The organism is Natronorubrum daqingense, assembly GCF_001971705.1.
Classification (GTDB): Archaea; Halobacteriota; Halobacteria; order Halobacteriales; family Natrialbaceae; genus Natronorubrum; species Natronorubrum daqingense.
Genome location: NZ_CP019327.1, coordinates 200,261 through 220,265 on the forward strand (window position 1 = coordinate 200,261; position 20,005 = coordinate 220,265).

The 20,005-nt window shown below is 62.2% G+C and carries 19 protein-coding genes; 15 read left to right on the forward strand and 4 right to left on the reverse strand.

The window, feature by feature from the left end:
- Positions 1-338 precede the first annotated feature (338 nt).
- Entirely contained in the window at positions 339-1,163 is an 825-nt protein-coding gene (locus BB347_RS01005; RefSeq protein ID WP_076579315.1) for a M48 family metallopeptidase, read from the forward strand.
- A gap of 260 nt (positions 1,164-1,423) precedes the next feature.
- A complete protein-coding gene (locus BB347_RS01010; RefSeq protein WP_076579312.1) occupies positions 1,424-1,810 on the forward strand; it encodes a hypothetical protein in 387 nt (128 codons plus the stop codon).
- Between the two features lie 150 nt (positions 1,811-1,960).
- Here the strand turns inward: BB347_RS01010 and BB347_RS01015 are convergent, their stop codons facing one another.
- Positions 1,961-3,022: a twin-arginine translocation signal domain-containing protein gene (locus BB347_RS01015; protein ID WP_083687695.1), complete on the reverse strand. Its 1,062-nt coding sequence runs from the start codon at positions 3,020-3,022 to the stop codon at positions 1,961-1,963.
- 148 nt (positions 3,023-3,170) lie between these two features.
- Here BB347_RS01015 and BB347_RS01020 point away from each other — a divergent pair, with 148 nt between their 5' ends.
- Positions 3,171-3,668 carry a LabA-like NYN domain-containing protein gene (locus BB347_RS01020; RefSeq protein WP_076579306.1) on the forward strand — a complete coding sequence of 166 codons (498 nt, stop codon included), beginning with the start codon at positions 3,171-3,173 and terminating at the stop codon, positions 3,666-3,668.
- A gap of 80 nt (positions 3,669-3,748) precedes the next feature.
- On the opposite strand, the gene BB347_RS19160 is transcribed toward BB347_RS01020, so the two are convergent.
- Entirely contained in the window at positions 3,749-3,925 is a 177-nt protein-coding gene (locus BB347_RS19160; RefSeq protein ID WP_168170916.1) for a hypothetical protein, read from the reverse strand.
- Positions 3,926-4,175: 250 nt separating this feature from the next.
- Between BB347_RS19160 and BB347_RS01025 the strand changes: the two genes are divergently transcribed.
- The 6 genes from BB347_RS01025 to BB347_RS01050 all read left to right on the forward strand — a co-directional run bounded on the left by BB347_RS01025 (position 4,176) and on the right by BB347_RS01050 (position 10,316).
- Complete coding sequence (locus BB347_RS01025; RefSeq protein WP_076579303.1) at positions 4,176-4,667, forward strand: PUA domain-containing protein; 492 nt, start codon at positions 4,176-4,178, stop codon at positions 4,665-4,667.
- 331 nt (positions 4,668-4,998) lie between these two features.
- Positions 4,999-5,388 carry a nascent polypeptide-associated complex protein gene (locus tag BB347_RS01030; RefSeq protein WP_076579300.1) on the forward strand — a complete coding sequence of 130 codons (390 nt, stop codon included), beginning with the start codon at positions 4,999-5,001 and terminating at the stop codon, positions 5,386-5,388.
- 3 nt (positions 5,389-5,391) lie between these two features.
- Entirely contained in the window at positions 5,392-6,234 is an 843-nt protein-coding gene (locus tag BB347_RS01035; protein ID WP_076579298.1) for a 50S ribosomal protein L11 methyltransferase, read from the forward strand.
- A gap of 164 nt (positions 6,235-6,398) precedes the next feature.
- A complete protein-coding gene (gene ppsA, locus BB347_RS01040; RefSeq protein ID WP_076579294.1) occupies positions 6,399-8,735 on the forward strand; it encodes a phosphoenolpyruvate synthase in 2,337 nt (778 codons plus the stop codon).
- Positions 8,736-8,820: 85 nt separating this feature from the next.
- Positions 8,821-9,906 carry a tyrosine decarboxylase MfnA gene (gene mfnA / locus BB347_RS01045; protein ID WP_076579292.1) on the forward strand — a complete coding sequence of 362 codons (1,086 nt, stop codon included), beginning with the start codon at positions 8,821-8,823 and terminating at the stop codon, positions 9,904-9,906.
- A 74-nt stretch (positions 9,907-9,980) separates the two neighbouring features.
- Entirely contained in the window at positions 9,981-10,316 is a 336-nt protein-coding gene (locus BB347_RS01050; RefSeq protein WP_076579289.1) for a hypothetical protein, read from the forward strand.
- Positions 10,317-10,333: 17 nt separating this feature from the next.
- On the opposite strand, the gene BB347_RS01055 is transcribed toward BB347_RS01050, so the two are convergent.
- Positions 10,334-11,695, reverse strand: coding sequence for a sodium-dependent transporter (locus BB347_RS01055; RefSeq protein WP_076579287.1), 1,362 nt, complete (start codon positions 11,693-11,695; stop codon positions 10,334-10,336).
- Positions 11,696-11,910: 215 nt separating this feature from the next.
- On the opposite strand from BB347_RS01055, the gene metG reads away from it, so the two are divergent.
- Positions 11,911-14,037 (forward strand): methionine--tRNA ligase, encoded by a 2,127-nt coding sequence (metG, locus tag BB347_RS01060; protein WP_076579285.1) that lies wholly within the window; start codon positions 11,911-11,913, stop codon positions 14,035-14,037.
- Between the two features lie 535 nt (positions 14,038-14,572).
- Here metG and BB347_RS01065 read toward each other — a convergent pair.
- Positions 14,573-14,860, reverse strand: coding sequence for a GYD domain-containing protein (locus BB347_RS01065; RefSeq protein WP_076579282.1), 288 nt, complete (start codon positions 14,858-14,860; stop codon positions 14,573-14,575).
- Between the two features lie 119 nt (positions 14,861-14,979).
- Between BB347_RS01065 and pyk the strand changes: the two genes are divergently transcribed.
- From pyk to BB347_RS01090, 5 genes are all read left to right on the forward strand, one after another.
- Positions 14,980-16,752 carry a pyruvate kinase gene (gene pyk, locus BB347_RS01070; RefSeq protein ID WP_076579280.1) on the forward strand — a complete coding sequence of 591 codons (1,773 nt, stop codon included), beginning with the start codon at positions 14,980-14,982 and terminating at the stop codon, positions 16,750-16,752.
- 76 nt (positions 16,753-16,828) lie between these two features.
- The gene (locus BB347_RS01075; RefSeq protein WP_076579277.1) at positions 16,829-17,284 is read left to right on the forward strand and encodes a DUF7312 domain-containing protein; all 456 of its coding nucleotides are present in this window, start codon (positions 16,829-16,831) and stop codon (positions 17,282-17,284) included.
- Positions 17,285-17,368: 84 nt separating this feature from the next.
- The gene (locus BB347_RS01080) at positions 17,369-18,007 is read left to right on the forward strand and encodes an NfeD family protein (protein WP_076579275.1); all 639 of its coding nucleotides are present in this window, start codon (positions 17,369-17,371) and stop codon (positions 18,005-18,007) included.
- Between the two features lie 111 nt (positions 18,008-18,118).
- Positions 18,119-19,252, forward strand: a complete 1,134-nt coding sequence (locus BB347_RS01085) for an SPFH domain-containing protein (RefSeq protein ID WP_076579272.1) — start codon at positions 18,119-18,121, stop codon at positions 19,250-19,252.
- A 90-nt stretch (positions 19,253-19,342) separates the two neighbouring features.
- Entirely contained in the window at positions 19,343-19,966 is a 624-nt protein-coding gene (locus BB347_RS01090) for a winged helix-turn-helix transcriptional regulator (protein WP_076579269.1), read from the forward strand.
- Positions 19,967-20,005 lie beyond the last annotated feature (39 nt).

A 20,005-nucleotide genomic window follows, 5' to 3' on the forward strand; every position in this document is an offset into this window, starting at 1 on the left:
CGTCTGGACCGTACCCGGGACGGGGGCGCTACGCCCGCCTCGAGCACTGTTCACGGACGTTTTTTACCAAAAGGAGCCACAGACTGTCCGCTCACGGGACGGGAGACGGCGATGCGAGCGGAGCGGGACATACGAGTGAGACGAACGGGGGCGAACTTATGAATTTCGTTCCGCCTCGATCGACGCGATGTACGCTAAACGTGGCGCGGGACGGACCTATCAACGTCCCCGGTCGATCGATTAGCGACGATTATCGGACTGCGAAATCGCGCGATGGGCCACCGAATCCGTCGATATATCTCGCTGTGTTTATACACCATGATCACCTACAGCCGCCTATGACAGACTTCGGACTGAAGCTACGGATGTTCGTTGTCGGCTCGATGCTGGCGGCGCTGTACCTGTTCGTCGGGGCCGTCGGACTGACGCTCCTGGGTACGGGGGCCTGGCCGATCGTCCTGTTGTTGTTGGTGACGTTCCCGTTCCTCCAGTACAAACTCGGGACCTGGGCCGCCACCAGAAAAGCTCAGGAGATGCCCGAAGAGGGCCAATATGCGGATATCCACCGGATGACTGAGTCACTCTCCCGTGACATGGGTATCAAGAAGCCCAAACTGATGGTCCAGCAGATGGGCGTTCCGAACGCCTTCGCGACCGGCCGCAAGGGCAACGGCGTCGTCGTCGTCAGCGAGGAGCTCATCCGGCTGCTCGACCGCGACGAACTCGAGGGTGTCGTCGCCCACGAACTCGCCCACATCAAGAACCGTGACGTGCTCATGATGACGGTCGGTAGCTCCATCGGGATGATGGTCGGCTACGCCGTCTACTTCGTCTACGTGTTCGCGGGCGAGGACAACCCCGGCGGCTTCATCGTCGGAATGGTCCTCTCGATGATCGCGCAGATGCTCGTGACGGTGCTCGTGATGGCCATCTCGCGCTACCGAGAGTACGTTGCCGACGACGACGCCCGCCAGTACATCGGCAGCGGCGACCCGCTCGCTCGAGCCCTCGAGAAGATCTCGCAGGGCGCAGAAAACCGCGAGTCGACCATCGACGACGGGCAGGCCGCGCTCTGTATCTTCAACTCCGAGCGCGGACTGCTTGAGACGGTGTTCGCGACCCACCCACCAACCGAAAAGCGCATTCAGAAGCTCCGTAGCTGAACGTCGCGGACAATTCGATCCCGTCGGCTTTTTTTTTTGCAGACGTCGATACGTCAACAGCGTCATCGACCCCCTCGAGTGAATTCGCACGTGTTTTACCCTGGCGCGTAGCGTTTTTCGACATTTCGGCTTTCCACCGTCCTGGCCGATTTGAAATCACTATACTTCTTGGTGTAAGTGACCTGACTGAACATCACCATTGATTACAGGCGTAAATTTCAGTGATAAAACTTATTGCCTGGCAGCAAAAATCGGAAAATATGGTTTCGCTCTGGCACTTCGTTGGCGGTTCCGTACTGGTACTGTTCGGTCACCTCTATCTACTTGTTCCGCTCTCGGGAGATGCTTCGGTGCCGGTCGCTATCGGGTTTCTCGCATTGTACGCGGCGCTCGTCCTCACCGGAGCTGTCGAAATCGCGGTCGCGTTCGGTCGGACGCGGTTCGCGGATCGCCGACGAGAGATGGGTGGCGTCGGTTGCATTATGTTTGGCATCGCCGCGGCCCCATTGGCGATCATGGATCTCCTTGATTCGGGGACCAGCCTCTCGGAGGCCGCGCTCTGGGTATCGATAGCCGTCGTGATGCCCGCAATGGGCGTCTACTATCTTCGTGGCGGGGGATCATTTGGCGAACCGTCTCCGAATTGAGCGATTTCGACCGACGACTGCGGTGAATATCAATATTCTGGCCTATGTTCACGGACTCGACCGGAACATGTCTCTTTAGCTACCGCTCGCGGCCCTCGAGCCTCTCACATTGTAGAGAAAATAGTTGTTGATCATCTCGCCAAGTGGCGGCTAAATATGTCCGTTGTCTTCCAGACAGGCCACCGCGCCGTTCGGACCGACACAACTGGTTCCCGTCAATACGTGCGAACACATTGCGAAGACACAGGCGACACAGACGACGGCACCGACTCCGGTAGAGCCGGCAGCACAGCCCGGTGCACATCGGTAACACGAACTGATACTGGTAATGATGCCCGCAACGCATTCTCCAGCCTCGTAACCACAATCTCCGGCAGCACCGGGAAGGGTCGTCTCGATGACGTCTTTCGCGTACTCCCTTGGGTCCGGAATGTTGTCGTGGGCGAACTGTACGGAGACCTCCCCAGAAACACCGTCGCTGTGGGCAATGAGTTCCGGACTCCCAACCGACGAAATCTCAGTCGATTCGGGATCAAACGTCGCTACATCCTCGGCGGGTAGTACGTATCGCCAGGCCTTCAGTTCGTCTTCCGATGTATCGAACACGTTGACGAAAATACCGTCGACATCGGATTCGGTATAGGCAACTGCTTCTTGATCACCACTGACTTGAACTTCAGTGAGTGCAACCTCGCGTTCTCGATCCGTCGCCGTACGACGGAAAACGGTCTCATCATCGTCCCCGAGTAGCCAAGCAGTCGTCCCCGCTGGAATTTCCCTGTACTGCTCGGGAACGTTCGTTCGACCGTGAGCGTTCCCACGACCCTCGTCTCGACGGTGTGGGTTTCCTTCACCGTTCGATGGGTTCTCCCATTCAAAGGCGAACGCCGCGCTTGTTTCCCCGTTGATTTGACCGATCTGTAAGATCCCGTATTCGAATTCGACTTCCGTGACAACTAATTCGATCGTGTCGCCGACGAGTTCTTTAGTCTCTGGCGCATCAACACCGGGTAAGCCGGTTTCACCGAGTTTGTCCAGAATCGACTGGACTTCTGGTAATGCTTCGAACTCCTCAAGTTCGTCGGATTCGGTATCTCTCGTCGCGATTACAGACTGACTTAGTCCGGTAGCACCGACACTCGCGCCGACTGCGCTCTTTTTCAGCACGTTCCGTCTGCTTAAACCGTCACTCCTGTCTGTATTCTCAGACATAATTAGTTAATCTACACAATAATATTTAAAATTTTTATTAAAAAGAATGTAATATATGGTCTTCCAGATGAATAATGGATGCAATTGATTCGGTAGCAAACACGGCAATTGACGCGACTTTTTAACGGTGGCCGATTCAGTATAGCATATGACGGAAATCCATCCCGGTCAGCGCGTCGCGGTTCTCGTCGACGCCCAGAACCTCTATCACACCGCACAGAGCATCCACAGCCGCAATATCGACTACTCCGCGCTCCTCGAGAAGGCCGTCCAGGACCGCGAACTCACTCGAGCGATTTCCTACGTCATTCGCGCGGACGCACCGGAGGAGGAGAGTTTCTTCGAGGCGCTGGTCGACATCGGCTTCGAGCCGAAGATCAAGGAGATCAAGACGTTTTCCGACGGCACGAAGAAGGCCGACTGGGACGTCGGCATGAGTCTCGACGCGGTGACGCTTGCGAACCACGTCGATACGATCGTCCTCTGTACGGGTGATGGGGATTTCTCGCGGCTGTGTTCGCACCTGCGCCACGAGGGCGTCCGTGTCGAAGTGATGGCCTTCGAGTCCTCGACGGCAGAAGACCTCATCGCCGCGGCCGATTCCTTTCTCGACCTCGGCGACCGCCACGAGACGTTCCTCCTGTAGGTCGAGTTCGTCCGCGCAGCCGATTGCGTGACACTCGCGGATTTCGTATCAGTTCTTCTCTCGGCCTTGCTCGAGGAAGATCAGTTCGGATACTGGTTGCGTCCGATGCCAACCAGGAGTGCGTATCCCGTCACACACAGTGTCGCGGCCGTCAATAGATAGGTTACCGGGCCAGAGACGAGCGTCGCCGGACCAGCCAGCGTTAGCCCCCCGAGAACGAGCAGTGCCGTTCCGAGGCCGATTTGCGTGGCGTCCATGAGATGATGGAACTTTCGGATCGAGTGTTATAACCTTCACCATATCCATAATATGGCGCTATTTTCTCTGGTAGCCACTGAACATCGGTGCACACCTGCTCGCCAGACGGTTCGACGATCGGTGCCTGATTCGACTCAGTTGGTGCGATAGTTGACTCTGAGACGACAGGCCACGGCCTTCGCGAGAACGGATACTGAGACGAAACTCGAGGTCGAAGGGCTTTCGACCGCTCGGAAGAAGAGGTGGGTAATGAGCGACGGAGCCACCGAGGGCGGGTTGGCCGGCGTGTCCGAACTCCGAACGATCGCGGACTACCAGTTCGGGGCGGGCGCGGGGTCGGCCCTCTTTCCGCGCGAGGAGTCGGTAACGGTCAAACGAACGAATTCCGGACGGCCCCAGCAGGTCCACGCCGACGGCGGCCGTCTCGTCTCCTTTGGCATCGACGGCCGATTCACCCTCGGACTCGAGGGCGGACGACGACTGCACGAGGCGCTCGAGTCCCCCGCCTACCGGGTGATCGTCGACGACGAGAGCGAACCGTTCGTCCGCGACGAGAAGAACGTCTTCGCGAAGTTCGTTCTCGAGGCGGGACCCGACATTCGTCCCGGTGACGAGGTGCTCGTCGTCCACGAGCGCGGCGAACTCATCGCCGTCGGGACGGCCGACCTCGCCGCCGAGGGAATCGAGGACTTCGAGACGGGAATGGCAGTTCGCGTGCGCGAAGGCGTGCCCGCGGAGTGAGTCAAAATTCCCGGAGAGAGTCCAAAGCGCTGGCCGGGAGCGGGGCTCGAGCCCTGCGAGAGCCCCGCGACCCTACGGAAGAGCACACTCTTCCGAGCATCGCGGACGCAAGCGTCCGCTCAGCGGGGAAGGGCAGGCTGTTTACCGATACTCACCGCGAACGAACGAAGTGAGCGAGCGGGCCGACGACCGATGTGAAGACTCCGGAGGTGTCGAAACGGAGGGAGGAGTGCTTTTCATCAAAGTTTTGCCGAGGGCGCGGCGAAGCCGCGACCGCAGCGCAAAAGTTTGGACCGTAGCATAAAAGGTTGCTGACAGCGACGTGTCGGGTATGTTCGGAGGAGGCGGCGGACTGAACCCGCGCAAGATGGAACAGATGATGGAACAGATGGGAATCGACGTCGAGGATATCGACGCCGAGGAGGTAATCATCCGCACGGACGAGTACGACCTCGTCTTCAACGACGCCGAAGTCACGAAGATGGACGCTCGCGGCCAGGAGACCTACCAGGTCATCGGCTCGCCCGAGCAAGTCGAATCCGGTGCTGCCGGCGGGGCTGGCGGGGCTGGCGGCGACGAGGACGCGGACGCCGGCGGTGCGATTCCCGACGACGACGTCGAACTCGTCGCGGCCCGTACCGGAGCGAGCGAGGACGACGCGCGCGCAGCACTCGAGGACGTCGACGGCGACCTCGCCGCTGCGGTCGAATCCCTCGAGTAACGCGTGACGGACGATTCTTCCCTCGACGACGACACCGAGAGCGACCACGACCACGACCACGACGACCGAGGGGCCGACGAATCCACCGAAAGCGACCGCGTTCCCGTCTTGCTCGTCCGCGAGGATCGAGAGTTCCTCATCGAACCGGGCGCGGAGCAAGGCACCGATCTGGGCGTCCTCGAGGTGCCGGCGGACGTGCAACCGGGCGAGATCGTCGAGACGCATCTGGGCGAGGCGTTCCGGGTGCGCTCGCTGCGCGGCCCGGATCTCTTTCACCACTTCGAACGAACCGGGGCCCCGATGGTCCCGCGGGACATCGGACTGGTGATCGGCGAGACGGGCGTCTCGCAGGGTGACCAGATCCTCGATGCCGGCACCGGGACCGGAGTCCTCGCGGCTTCGATGGCCCGTGCTGGGGCGTCAGTAGTCACATACGAACGAAAGGGCGAGTTCGCCGACGTCGCTCGAGCGAATATGTCGCTGGGGGGCGTTTCCGACGCCGTCGACGTTCGAACGGGGGATTTGGCGACGCTGCTCGAGGAAGAGGGCGTCGAATCGCTCGGCTTCGAGTCGTCGTTCGACGTGCTCACGCTCGATACTGGCGATGCGGCCTCGATCGTCGACTACGCACCCGACGTGCTCGTCGACGGCGGCTTCCTCGCGGTCTACAGCCCGTTTATCGAGTCGACGAAGGCGACCGTCGAGGCGGCGCGCGAGGCCGGATTGTCGAATATTCGCACTCGAGAGACGATTCAACGAGAGATGCAGTTCGACGACCGCGGCTCGCGCCCGTCGACCGCACCGGTGGGTCACACGGGCTATCTCGTGATCGCTCGGAACGTGTAATTCCCGCCACCGAAGGCTATCGACGATCAGTGACCGGCTGTCGACAGCCGGATTTCGCGTTTCTCAGCCGCTCGCGCCGAAAAAGACTCATTCAGTTGCGAGTAGCGAATCACAGGAACTGTTCGCAACCTTCTTTATTCGTTCGGGTGTCCACGAACATAGCAATGGCTGTACTCTGGCTGGACGAGATCAGTGCCGACGACCTCGAGACGGTCGGCGGCAAAGGCGCCTCTCTGGGCGAACTTACGGGTGCTGGGCTGCCCGTCCCCCCGGGATTCGTCGTCACCGCCGGGACCTACCGATCGTTCATCGAAGAAGCCGAAATCGATGAAGAACTGTTCGAGGCCGTCGACGTCGACGTTGACGACTCGAGCGCGCTCGCGAGCGCGGCCAACCGCGCACAGGAACTCATTCTCGAGACGCCGTTTCCGGACGACCTGCGCGAGGAGATTCTCGCGTCGTACCAGGAGGTCGGCGACGGCGAGGCGTTCGTCGCCGTTCGATCTTCGGCGACGGCGGAGGATCTGCCAGACGCCTCCTTCGCGGGTCAACAGGAGACGTTCCTGAACGTCACCGAGGAGGCGCTCCTCGACCGCGTTCGGGAGTGTTGGGCGTCGCTCTTCACGCAGCGAGCGATCTACTACCGCCAGGAGCAAGGGTTCGACCACTCCACGGTCAACATCGCCGTCGTCGTTCAGCAGATGGTCGACGCCGAGAAATCGGGCGTGATGTTCACGAGCCATCCCTCGACTGGCGATCCGACGATGATTATCGAGGCCGCGTGGGGACTCGGCGAAGCCGTCGTCTCGGGTGCCGTCTCGCCGGACAACTACGTCATCGAACGCGAGGACCGCGAGGTCGACGTCACCGTCGCCGAGAAGAAAGTAATGCACGAAAAGGACGAGGAAACCGGAGAGACCGTCGAACGCGAGGTTTCCCAGGAAAAACGCAACGAGCGAGTCGTCTCCGACGAGGAGATTAACGCGCTCATGGACCTCGGCGAACGCGTCGAAGACCACTACGGCGAACCACAGGACGTCGAGTGGGCGATCGTCGACGGAGAGGTCTTCATGCTCCAGTCCCGACCGATCACGACCATCGACGAGGACGGCGGAGCCACGGCAGAGACGGGCAGCGTCGACCCGACGACTGGAATCACCGACGGCAGCGGTAGCGTCCAAGCGACAGGGGGCGGAAACGGCGCCACAGCAAGTTCTGGCGGATCTGGCGACGTGCTCGTCGACGGCCTGGGCTCGAGTCCAGGGACCGTAAGCGGCGCCGCGCGAATCGTCAAAAAGCTCGACGATCTCGACAAAGTCAGCGAGGGCGACGTCATCGTCACCGAGATGACGATGCCCGACATGGTGCCGGCGATGAAACGCGCCTCGGGGATTATCACCGACGAAGGCGGCATGACCAGCCACGCCGCGATCGTCTCCCGGGAACTCGGCGTTCCAGCCATCGTGGGCACGACGAACGCCACGACGGTGCTCGAGGACGGCCAGGTCGTCACGCTCGACGGCGACAAGGGTGCGGTGCTCGAGGGACAGGAAGTCGATCCCGACGAGGAAACCGAACCCGTCGAGGAGGTGCGTCCGCAGTCGCCGGTCAAACCGATGACCGCGACCGAGGTGAAAGTCAACGTCTCCATTCCGGAAGCCGCGGAACGTGCGGCGGCGACGGGGGCCGACGGCGTCGGCTTGCTCCGCATGGAGCACATGATCCTCTCGCTGAACCAGACGCCGGCGAAGTTCATCGAGGAAAACGGCGAGGACGCCTACATCACCGAACTCGTCGAGGGCATCCGCGGCGTCGCCGACGCCTTCTATCCGCGGCCGGTTCGCGTCCGCACGCTCGACGCCCCGACCGACGAGTTCCGACAACTCGAGGGCGGCGAGAGCGAGCCGAGCGAGCACAATCCGATGCTGGGCTACCGAGGGATTCGCCGCTCGCTCGACCGGCCCGACGTGTTTGGCCACGAACTCGAGGCGTTCCGTCGCCTCTACGAGATGGGCTACGACAACGTCGAACTCATGCTCCCGCTGGTCAACGATGCCGAGGACGTTTACCGAGCGAAGTCGCTCATGGAGGATGCCGGTATCGACCCCGAGAAGCGAAAGTGGGGCGTGATGATCGAGACGCCGGCGTCGGCGCTCTCCGTCGAGGGAATGGCCGAGGCGGGAATCGACTTCGCGTCGTTCGGGACGAACGACCTCACCCAGTACACGCTCGCGGTCGATCGGAACAACGAGAACGTCGCCGACCGCTTCGACGAACTTCACCCGGCGATCTTGCGACTCATCGGTGACGTCATCGAAACCTGTCGCGAACACGACGTGAACACGAGTATCTGCGGGCAGGCCGGTTCCAAACCCGAGATGGCCCAGTTCCTCGTCAACGAAGGTGTGAACTCGATTTCGGCCAACATCGACGCCGTTCGCGACGTCCAACACGAAGTAAAGCGCGTCGAGCAAAAGTTGCTCCTCGATTCGGTCCGCTAGAACGAGTCGACGAACTCTCGGACAGTTTTCTTCACTACTTCGAGTAAACGTAACGCATAAATTCGCGAGTACGGACTGTCGGGGTATGCAACGCGAGCCGCAATCGTTCGATCGAGTGCTCTCCTCGATGTGTTCCGAGCCACATCCCCTCGCACGCGAGGCGGCCGAACGATTTCTCGCGACGAACCCCGGCGATCCGGGAACCTATCCAACTGTGACGGCCCTCGAGGAGGAGGCGCTCGCCACGCTGGGCGAGATCGCCGGTCTCGAGAACCCGTCGGGGTACATCGCGAGCGGCGGGACGGAAGCGAACGTGCAGGCGGTGCGAATCGCCAGAAACCGTGCCGAGACGCGGACGCCGAACGTCGTCATGCCCGAGTCGGCACATTTCAGTTTTCAGAAGGCTGCCGGCGTGTTGGGCGTCGACCTTCGAATCGTGCCGACCGACGAGAGGTTTCGGGCGGATCTCGAGGCCGTTCGCGCGTCCGTCGATGCGGATACCGCACTCGTCGTCGGCGTGGCCGGATCGACGGAGTACGGCCGCGTCGATCCGATTCCGGCACTCGGTGAGATCGCTCGAGACGCGGGAGCGATGCTCCACGTCGACGCAGCCTGGGGCGGGTTCGTACTCCCGTTTAGCGGGGACGAGTGGCACTTCGGTCACGCGGCCGTCGATACGATGGCGATCGATCCACACAAGATGGGCCAAGCCGCCGTCCCCGCGGGCGGTCTGCTCGCCCGTTCGGACGACTTGCTCGACGAACTCGCCGTCGACACGCCCTACCTCGAGTCGACCTCGCAGGCGACGCTGACGGGGACGCGCTCCGGCGCGGGCGTCGCGAGCGCCGTCGCCGCGATGGACGAGTTGTGGCCCGATGGGTATCGCGAACAGTACCGTCGCTCTCAGGAAAACGCCGAGTGGCTCGCCGCGGAACTCGAGCAGCGGGACTACGATGTCGTCGAGCCGACGCTGCCGCTGGTCGCGGCCGAGATTTCGGGGTCGACGTTCGAGGCGCTGCGCGAGGAGGGGTGGCGGATCTCCCGAACCGCGAGGGACGAATTGCGCGTCGTCTGTATGCCACACGTGACTCGGGAGATGCTCGCGTCGTTTCTCGAGGATCTCGATCGACTCGAGCGAGGGGCGAGCGTTCCAGTCGCGAGTGACGGCTGACGCTCCGCGAACGCCATCGAGATACCGATGGGTCGGATCGGTAGCGGTTTGCCCTCCCGCTTCGAGACTCGAGTATGGCGCTGGATCGCTTCGACGTGGTCGCGATCGTCGGTTTCGTCGGACTGGTTGGGGCTTCGGCGGTTCTCGAGGGAGTACTGGTCGCGGCCGCACTGGGCGGATTCGCCCTCTCGCTGTCGAGTTGGCGACTGTACGACGGCCGTCCGTGGGAGGCGCTGGCCTGGATCGCGTGGGTCGGTGCGGCGGTGTCGATCGTCGTCGTTCCCAGCGGCGGCGCGTTCCTCGTCGCCTTCTTCGGCTGTCTCCTGGTGGGAATCGGCTTGTTGTTCGGCGCCCGCCTCGAGTGGCTCCCGGATATCTGGCACGCCTCGTCGCCTGGTAGTGAGGAGTGATTCACCCGTGAGCCGCGTTACTCCTCGAGCCACGCCGCGAAGTCCCCGCTGAGGAACTCGTAGTAGTCGAGGATACCGAGGACGAGGGCGACGACGAGCACGAGGACGACGGGGATCCTGACGGCCCAGATCCACGCCGTTCCGAGCGAGCCGAGGTCACCGATTCCGCGCTCGAGCTCTTCGATGGCGAGCGTCGACAGCGACCAACTGACGAGTATCGCGAGCAACAGTCCGCCGAGGACGAGCAGGATCTGGTCGGCGAAGAGGTCGAACAGGTCGAGCAAGACGAGGTCGTACGCCGAGGGGATGCCGAGCAGGAAGATCGCGCCGCCGATGGCGAGGGTGGCCGTTACCCGGTCGAGGTCTAACTCGTCGATCGCGTAGGAGACGACCACCTCCATGAGACTGATCGCACTCGAGAGCGCGGCGATTGCGACGGTGGCAAAGAAAATTGCGCCGATGAGCCAGCCGAACGTGAGGTCGCCGAACGCGGCGGCGAGCGAGACGAAGATCGCACCGGCCCCGGGATCGCCGGGGGCGACGCCGGCCGTAAAGAGGACGGGGAAGACGATCAGTCCGGTGACGAACGCGATTGCCGTGTCGAAGCCGATGATGATCGCGCTGTCTTCCGCGAGATTTCGGTCCTCACCGAGGTACGACGCGTACGTGATCATCACACCCATCCCGAGCGAGAGCGTGAAGAAGGCCTGTCCGGCGGCCGCGGGCAGGATGCTTTGCCACTCGGCGGCGATCACCCCCCACTCCGGCGAGAGGTAGTAGCTGTAGGCTTCGCTCGCCCCCTCGAGCGTCGCGACGTAGACGGCGAGACCGAGCATGATGACGATGATCGCCGGGATCATCACCTTCACGGCGAGTTCGATCCCGCGTTCGATGCCGTAGGCGACGATGGCGATGACGGCGACCATGAAAATCGCGTGAAGGAAGATGGCATCGAGGCCGCTCGCGAGCGTGACGAACTGCGCTTCCGCTTCGGCGGCGTCGGCGATGTAGTCGTCCTGTAAACCGAGGAGCGTGTAGCGAATCGTCCACCCGGCGACGACGCTGTAGTACGAAAGGATCACGAACCCGGTCGCGATGAAGATCCAGCCGACGTACCTCCACGCGCCGGCGCCGATTTCCTGGAGGGCGCCGACTGGGTTGCGTTCGGTGTGACGACCGACGACGAACTCGATGAGCATCGCCGGAAAGCCGATGAGGACGATAAACAGGAGGTAGATGACGAGAAACGCCGCGCCACCTTCCTGACCGACCTGAAACGGGAACCGCCAGATGTTCCCCAGACCGACGGCGCTACCGACTGCCGCGAAAATGAACCCGATTCGGGTTGCCCACTGTTCGCGTTGGCCACCGCTGCTCATACCTTGGTACGTCCGGATGGCGTGTCAAAACAATGCATGACAGTCTCGGTGGAGAAATTCGACATTTTGTCCCGTACCGTGACGATACTCTCACTCGAGCCTTGGATTACCGACCGAACCGCCGTACTGCGACGGCGCGATGTCGATTTCGTTCGAGCCAATGTTCGCGACCGAAAACCGGCGGGTTTTACGCCCGCCAGCGACAGCGTACAGATATGAGCAACGACGAGTTTCCGACCGACACGCCCGCGGTCGTGACCTGCGGGTTGCCGTACGCGAACGGCGACTTGCACATCGGCCACCTGCGGGGGTACATCGGCGCCGACGCGTTCGACCGCGCACTCGAGACGCTGGGTCAACAAACCGCCTACGTCTGTGGCTCGGACATGCATGGCACGCCGGTCGCCGTCAACGCCGAGCAGGAAGGCGTCGATCCGGAAGACTTCGCACTCGAGTGGCACGACCAGTACGAGGAGACGTTCCCGAAGTTCAACGTCGACTTCGACAACTACGGCCACACCCACGACGAGACGAACACCGAACTGACCCAGGAGATCGTCCGAACCTTAGACGAGGAGGGCTACATCTACGAGAAGGAGATTCAGGTCGCCTACGATCCCGACGCGGACCAGTACCTTCCCGACCGGTACGTCGTCGGCACCTGTCCCTACTGCGGCGAGAAGGCCCGAGGGGACGAGTGCGACGAGGGGTGTCAGCGCCACTTAGAGCCCGGCGAGGTCGAGGATCCGACGAGCACGATCACGGGTAACCCCGCCGAGTACCGCGAGCGTCCGCACAAGTTCTTCGAGGTCTCCAAGTTCGAGGAGTACCTCACCGAGTTCTTGGACGGCCTCGAGGGAACCTCGAACGCGCGAAATCAGCCCCGACAGTGGATCGACGACGGCCTACAGGACTGGTGTATCACCCGCGACATGGACTGGGGGATCGACTACCCCAACGGCGGAGATGGAGACGGAGAGGACCTCGTCCTCTACGTCTGGGTCGACGCACCTATCGAGTACATCGCCTCGACGAAGCAGTACACAGAACGCGTCGGCAGCGACGAGTACGACTGGGAACAGCCCTGGAAGGGCGAGGGCGAGATCGTCCACATCATCGGCCGGGACATCATCCAACACCACACCATCTTCTGGCCCGCGATGCTCGAGGGTGCCGACTACAACGCCCCCCGCGCCGTCGCGGCGACCGGGTTCATCACGATCAACGGCAAAGGCCTCTCGACGAGTCGCAACCGCGCCATCTGGGCGAAAGAGTACCTCGAGGAAGGCTTTCACCCGGACCTCCTGCGCTATTACCTGACGACGACCGGCGGCCTTCAACAGGATGTCGACTTCTCCTGGGACGCCTTCCAGGAGAAGGTCAACGGCGAACTCGTGGGAACGGTCGGCAACTTCTGGTATCGCTCGCTGCTCTTCGCGTACCGAAACTACGAGGGCACGCCGGAGACGGACGTCTCCGAGGGAGTCAGCGAACGAATCGAGGGCGCGATCGGGCAAACCCGCGACGCGGTCAACGACTACGACCTTCGGGAAGTCGGCCGCGCCGCGACCCAACTCGCGCAGTTCGGCAACGAGTACATCCAGCGCAACGAGCCCTGGAAGCTCACCGACGACGACCCCGAGGAAGCGGCGCAGGTCATCCGCGACTGCGTCCAGATCGCCAAGGCCGTCGGCGTCCTCTTAGAACCGATCGCGCCCGACAAGGCGCAGGCCCTGTGGGAACAGTTGGGCGAGGACGGATCGGTTGCGGACGCTCACCTCGAGGACGCGCTCGAGGCCCCGCCGCGAAACTTCGCGGAACCCGGCGAACTCTTCGAAAAGATCGAAGACGACCGCGTCGAGGAGTTGAACGAGAAACTCGAGGAGCGCGTCGCCGCCGCGGGAGACGATTCGGAGGACGGCGAGGAGGACGACGAGGACGACGCGGAAACCGAAAGCGACGACACCGACGCGGGCGAAGCGACCGATATGGCAGCCCCAGACGACCTCGAGCCACTCGCTGACGAACGAATCGAGTTCGAGGACTTCCAGGACGTCGACATCCGCGTTGGGCGAATCGAGTCGGCCGAAGGCATCGAAGGAGCGGACGACCTCGCGAAACTCGAGGTCGACATCGGCTTCGAAACGCGACAGGTCGTCGCGGGCATCAAACAGCTCCACGACCTCGAGGCGCTTCCGGGCGAGAAGTGCATCCTGCTCGCGAACATGGCAAAAGCCGAACTGTTCGGCGTCGAGTCCAACGGGATGATCCTCGCTGCGGGCGAGGAGGCCGATCTGTTGACGACCCATGGAGACGCCGAGGTCGGCGAACGGGTTCGTTGAGCCACGACCGGATCGAGCACCACAGACCACCGTAGCGACGACGGAACTCGCAGTGGGTCTTCGTCCACTGCTCGCGCATCGTGGCCGGAGTTACTCGTTTCCCGGTCCCAATTCGTTCTTTCTGCCATCTGTAGACGGATATGCCAATAAAAAACTCCGAGAACGGGGATACGAACAACACTCGCTCATAGAAACCATAGCGCTTATTTTATAGATTGTTGAAATTTAAATATGGATTACAGAATTCGAACGTACGTTGGAATCGCTACGTTCTCCGGGATGGTGTACGTTCTGCTCGCGATCGATACGCAGAGCAGTTTGTCCCAATCCGTCTACGGCTGGGCGGTTGCTGTACTTTCGATCCTCGTTCTTCTGCTGGTAGCCGCTGATCTGTATCACAGCGTACAGAGCTAATCGAAGGCGAGTGGGTTTCCGGGCATCTCGAACGAGTGACAGATGGCCACGAGCGTCCTGATCGGCGAGCATGGAGCCGGCGGGACTGTTCGGCTCTCTGTCAATTGACGTTCGATCCCGCTCACACTTCGTCGACGAGATCCGCGAAATCGTCCGTATCCACGATCTCCATCGTCTGAGCCTCGAGGCCGTGCCTACGAAGCGTCAGCGCGGATTTGAACGCGCTCTCGCGGTCGGGTGCCTCGAAGATGACCAGAAAGTCGTGGCTCCCGAGCATCGCGTAGGAGTCGACGAGTTCTGCCTCGTGTTCGGTGAACTCGCCTCTGACCTCGCCCCAGATTGAGGCCAGTTCCTGGACGTTCTGTACGTCTCGGTCGGCGACGTCGACGAACGCTGCGTAGCTGGGCATTGTCGAGGCTACTGGACTACCGCGGAAAACGCTTGGGCCGAAACGAGTCTTGGAAAAAGATAGACTCGAGTCCGAGTTAGTCACCTACCTTTTTGCCCGTACTCGCGCTACCTCGAGTTATGAGAAACGCGAAGATCGTCTGCACGCTCGGGCCGGCCTCGAGCGACCGCGACACGATCGAGGACCTCGCCGACGCTGGCCTCTCCGTCGCTCGGTTGAACGCCAGCCACGGAACGCGGGAGGACCGCGCCGAGTTGATCGACCGCGTCCGCGCCGTCGACGAAGCGCGCGAGGAACCGGTCGCCGTTATGCTCGACATGCAGGGACCAGAGATCAGGACCGCGACGCTTCCCGAGGGCGAGACGGTCACACTCGAGACGGGATCAAATATCCGCTTCGTCGAGGGCGAGGAGGTCTCTCCCGAGACGGTGGGCCTCTCGCTTCCCATCGACGCCGTCGAAGAGGGCGATACGATCTTGCTCGACGACGGATTGATCGAGACGACCGTCCTCGAACGCGAGGGCAAGGGCGACGGCGTCCGCGCTCGGGTCGATACCGGCGGCGAACTCGGCGGCCGAAAGGGTGTCAACGTTCCCGGCGTCGATCTGGATCTCGACATCGTCACCGAATCGGATCGAGAGGACCTCGAGTTGGCGGCCGAGAAGGACGTCGACTTCGTCGCCGCGAGTTTCGTCCGCGACGCGGAGGACGTCTACGAGGTCAGCGAGGTGCTCGAGGAACTGGGTGTCGAGATCCCCCTCATCTCGAAAATCGAACGCGCTGGCGCTGTCGAAAATCTCGACGAGATCATCGAAGCGTCCTACGGAATCATGGTCGCTCGCGGCGACCTCGGCGTCGAGTGTCCGATGGAGGACGTGCCGATGATCCAAAAGCGAATCATCCGCAAGTGCCGAAACGACGGCTCACCGGTCATCACGGCGACGGAGATGCTCGACTCGATGGTGCACGCTCGCCGTCCGACTCGAGCGGAGGCTTCGGACGTGGCGAACGCCGTCCTCGACGGCACCGACGCCGTGATGCTCTCCGCGGAGACCGCCATCGGCGACCATCCTGTTGCGGTCGTCGACGCGATGGATAGCATCGTCAGCGAGGTCGAGGCGTCCGAGGAGTACGACGAACTGCTCGAGCAACGCGTTCCGTCGGCTGGCGAGGCGCGGACGGACGCGCTGGCTCGATCTGCCCGCTTCCTCGCGCGCGACATCGGTGCGGACGCGGTCGTCGCCGCCACCGAGTCCGGCTACACGGCGCTGAAGACGGCGAAGTACCGTCCAGGGGTCCCGGTCGTGGCGTCGACACCGAGTCACGAGGTTCGGCGACGGCTCGCGCTCTCGTGGGGCGTGACGCCGCTCTACGCTCGCGTGTCGGATCAGGGAGCCGACGCCGTTGTCGAGAAGGCCGTTCAGGCTGCACTGGACGCCGGCGTCGCAGAGAGCGGCGATACCGTCGTCGTCCTCTGTGGCATGATGACCGAACTCGAGGGCGCGAACACGACGAACATGCTCAAGGTCCACGTCGCCGCCGAGGCGCTGACGACCGGCCGCGTCGTCGTCGACGGGCGCGTGACGGGCCCCGTTGTGCGAGTGGGTGACGGCGACCTCTCGAGTGTTCCCGACGGGGCAATCCTCTCGTTGTCGGCGGAGTTCGATGGCGAGTTCGAGGGAGACCTGTCGAGGATCGGCGGCATCGTCGACGCCCAGCGGGGGCTGACGGGCTACCCGGCGCTGGTCGCTCGAGAGATGGACATTCCGATGGTCAGCGGAGCCTCGCTTCCGGCGGGTATCGAAGGGAGCGTCGTCACGCTCGACGCCGAACGCGGCGTCGTCTACGGCGGAGAGATTGGCGACCGGACGAACCGTTCGGAACTCGAGTAACGTCGTGGGCAGTCACTCGTTCGCTGTTCGGTGCGGGACCGCGGCTTTTTGATGGCGCGGGGATTAGGATCCGATCATGACAGACGACGCGTCCGAACCTGACGAGGACGCACACCGGGAAGGGACGACGGATTCGACGGCTCACACCCCCGAGGACGGCTCCGAATTCGAGCGAGAACGCGACTGGTGGGATGATCCCGCTGTCGATACCGATCGTGATGACACGCTCGAGGACGAGATTCGCGTGTCTCCGGACGACGTTCGCGACCCCGGGTCCGAGTCCGAACGCGGCCGTCGCGACGACGCGTACCGAGTCCCGTTGGATCTCTCGGGATCAGCCGCTGACGACGACTGGGGAACCGACGAGGCAAACGCCACGGCGAACGACGATGAAGACGATCCGTACGCACCGGAACCCAGTTCGACGCCGATCGAACCCGGCGAACCGAGCCTCGAGCACGCGCTGTTCGTCGTGCTCGGCGTCGTCGCGATGGTTCTCGTCATGTTCCAACTCGGAGCGCTCGTCTTCTAAGGCCGACGTCGAAATTCCGCCGCCTCCGAGAGCCGCGGTCGACCCTCGGCAACCTTTAATTTGGGTGAGAACTTAGCTCGAGGTATGCTCGAACTCCTCTTTGGCAACATGCCACTTGCGCTCCTCTCGGTGGGGCTCATTCTGATGGCACTCGAGGCCCTCTCGCCGGGCGCACACCTCATCGTCGTCGGCGTCGCGCTCGCTGGCGCTGGGCTCATCGGACTGATCTTCCCGCCGGTCGCCGACGTGTTCGTCCTCTCGGCGCTGACGCTCGTCATCGGACTCGCCGCGGCGTACGTCTACAACGAGTTCGACTTCTACGGCGGAAAGGGGACGGCCCAGACGTCGGACTCGAGTTCGCTAGCCGGATCGACGGGATACGTCACGGAGGCCGTCACGTCCCGAGACGGCGAAGTCAAACTCGACGACGGCGGGTTCGCCCCCTTCTACAGCGCTCGCTCGACGAGCGGAACGATCGAGGAGGGCGAAGAGATTATCGTCCTCGATCCGGGTGGCGGGAACGTCCTCACCGTCGAATCCCTCGGTGCGATCGGTGACGACGAAATCGATCGCGCGCTGGCACAGCACAACGGAGACGCTGATTCTGGCTCTAACGAGGCCGCCGAATCGGTCGAACCGGGCGATAGCGAGGCCGAACCCGAAACCGAGTCCGGACCAGAGACCGAAACTGAGACCGAGACCGAAACCGAGAAATCGAACTGAGCGTCGGAGCTAGGAGCCGACTCGAGTCACACGGACTTGTGATACTCGCCAGAAAGGATATGTCGTGAAAATAAGGGAACGCTTTTCCCCTCACCACCGTAACACGGTACCATGGTCGTAGAAGTACTCCCCTTGCAAACCGGTGGTGCACTGTTGTTCCTCGGTGCGCTCGTTCTCCTCGTCGTCGTCGCCGCACTGCTCAGTGCGATCGAAATCGTCGACGCGTACGAGAAACGAGCGCTCACCGTCTTCGGTGAGTACCGCAAACTACTCGAACCGGGTATCAACTTTGTGCCGCCGTTCGTCTCGAATACGTATCGCTTCGACATGCGTACGCAGACGCTCGACGTGCCACGACAGGAAGCCATCACGCGCGACAACTCGCCCGTGACGGCCGACGCCGTCGTCTACATCAAAGTGATGGACGCCAAGAAGGCGTTCCTCCAGGTCGACGATTACAAGAAGGCGACCTCGAATCTCGCCCAGACGACCCTGCGTGCCGTCCTGGGTGACATGGAACTCGACGACACGCTCAACAAGCGCCAGGAGATCAACGCGCGAATCCGACAGGAACTCGACGAACCCACCGACGAGTGGGGGATTCGCGTCGAGAGCGTCGAGGTCCGCGAGGTCAACCCATCGAAGGACGTCCAGCGTGCGATGGAACAACAGACCTCCGCGGAGCGCAAGCGCCGTGCCATGATCCTCGAGGCCCAGGGTGAACGCCGCAGCGCCGTCGAGAAGGCGGAAGGTGACAAACAGAGTGAGATCATCCGCGCACAGGGTGAAAAGCAGAGTCAGATCCTCGAAGCGCAGGGTGACTCGATCTCGACCGTCCTCCGTGCTCGGTCCGCCGAATCGATGGGCGAACGTGCGATCATCGATCAGGGCATGGAGACGCTCTCCGAAATCGGTCAGAGCGAATCCACGACGTTCGTCCTGCCCCAGGAACTCTCCTCGATGCTCGGACGCTACGGCAAGCACCTCTCGGGCAGCGACGTCCAGGAGGCCGACACCGAACTCGAGAGTCTCGAGTTCGACGAGGAGACGCGCGAACTGATCGGTCTCGACGACATCGCCGAGATCATCGGCGAAATCGACGAGGAAGCCGAGATGGACCTCGAGGCGATGGAACAGGAAGCCCAGGCGATCAAAGAGGGCAAGGATACGGCGGAGATCTCCGATCCCGACGACGTCATCGAGGAGATGGATCAGGAGTTCGCCGGCGACTCCAAATCCAGCTAACGCTCACCGCGCGCAGACACTCAATTCTCGGAGAAGAAAGCGGAGCGAAACCTGTTTTACGTGCGGTCACGTTCGGTTGATACACACCACATGACGAGTTCCGATGGGGTCGACGACGAGAAGCGAGCGACCCTGCGACGATTCGCGGCTCTCGGGGCCGCGACACCGCTTGCCGGCCTTTCTCCCTCTGCAGCCGCCGATACGGGCGAGAGCGATGCCCGCGATGCGATCGCAGGGTATCTCTCGACGACCCCCGGCGCTCACTTCTCGAAGATCAGAGACGACCTTCAACTCGGCACCGGTGAGACCCAACATCACCTCCGTCGACTCGAGGAACTCGATGCGATCGAGCGGTTTCGCGACGGCGATTACAAGCGGTTCGTTCCGGCCGACCGATTCGACGAGTACGAAAAACACGCGCTCGGATACCTTCGCCGGGAGACCCCTCGCGGGATGTTGATCGAACTCCTGTTGACGCCAGACGCGAGTGCTGGCGACCTCGCGACCTCACTCGACGTTTCGGCACCGACGGTGAGCAAGTACGCCGGCGAACTCGAGGAGGCCGGATTGCTGTCGCGCGAAGACGGCTACGCCGTCGAACGCCCGGAAACGGTCCTCGTTTTGGTTATTCGCCACGCCGATTCCTTCGGCGAGACGGCCCGCCAACTCGCCCAGCGTGCCGATCAACTCATCGAGTACGACGCCGAACAGTAGCCGGTAATCGCGTATTGACTGCTCCTTTTCGGCGGTATT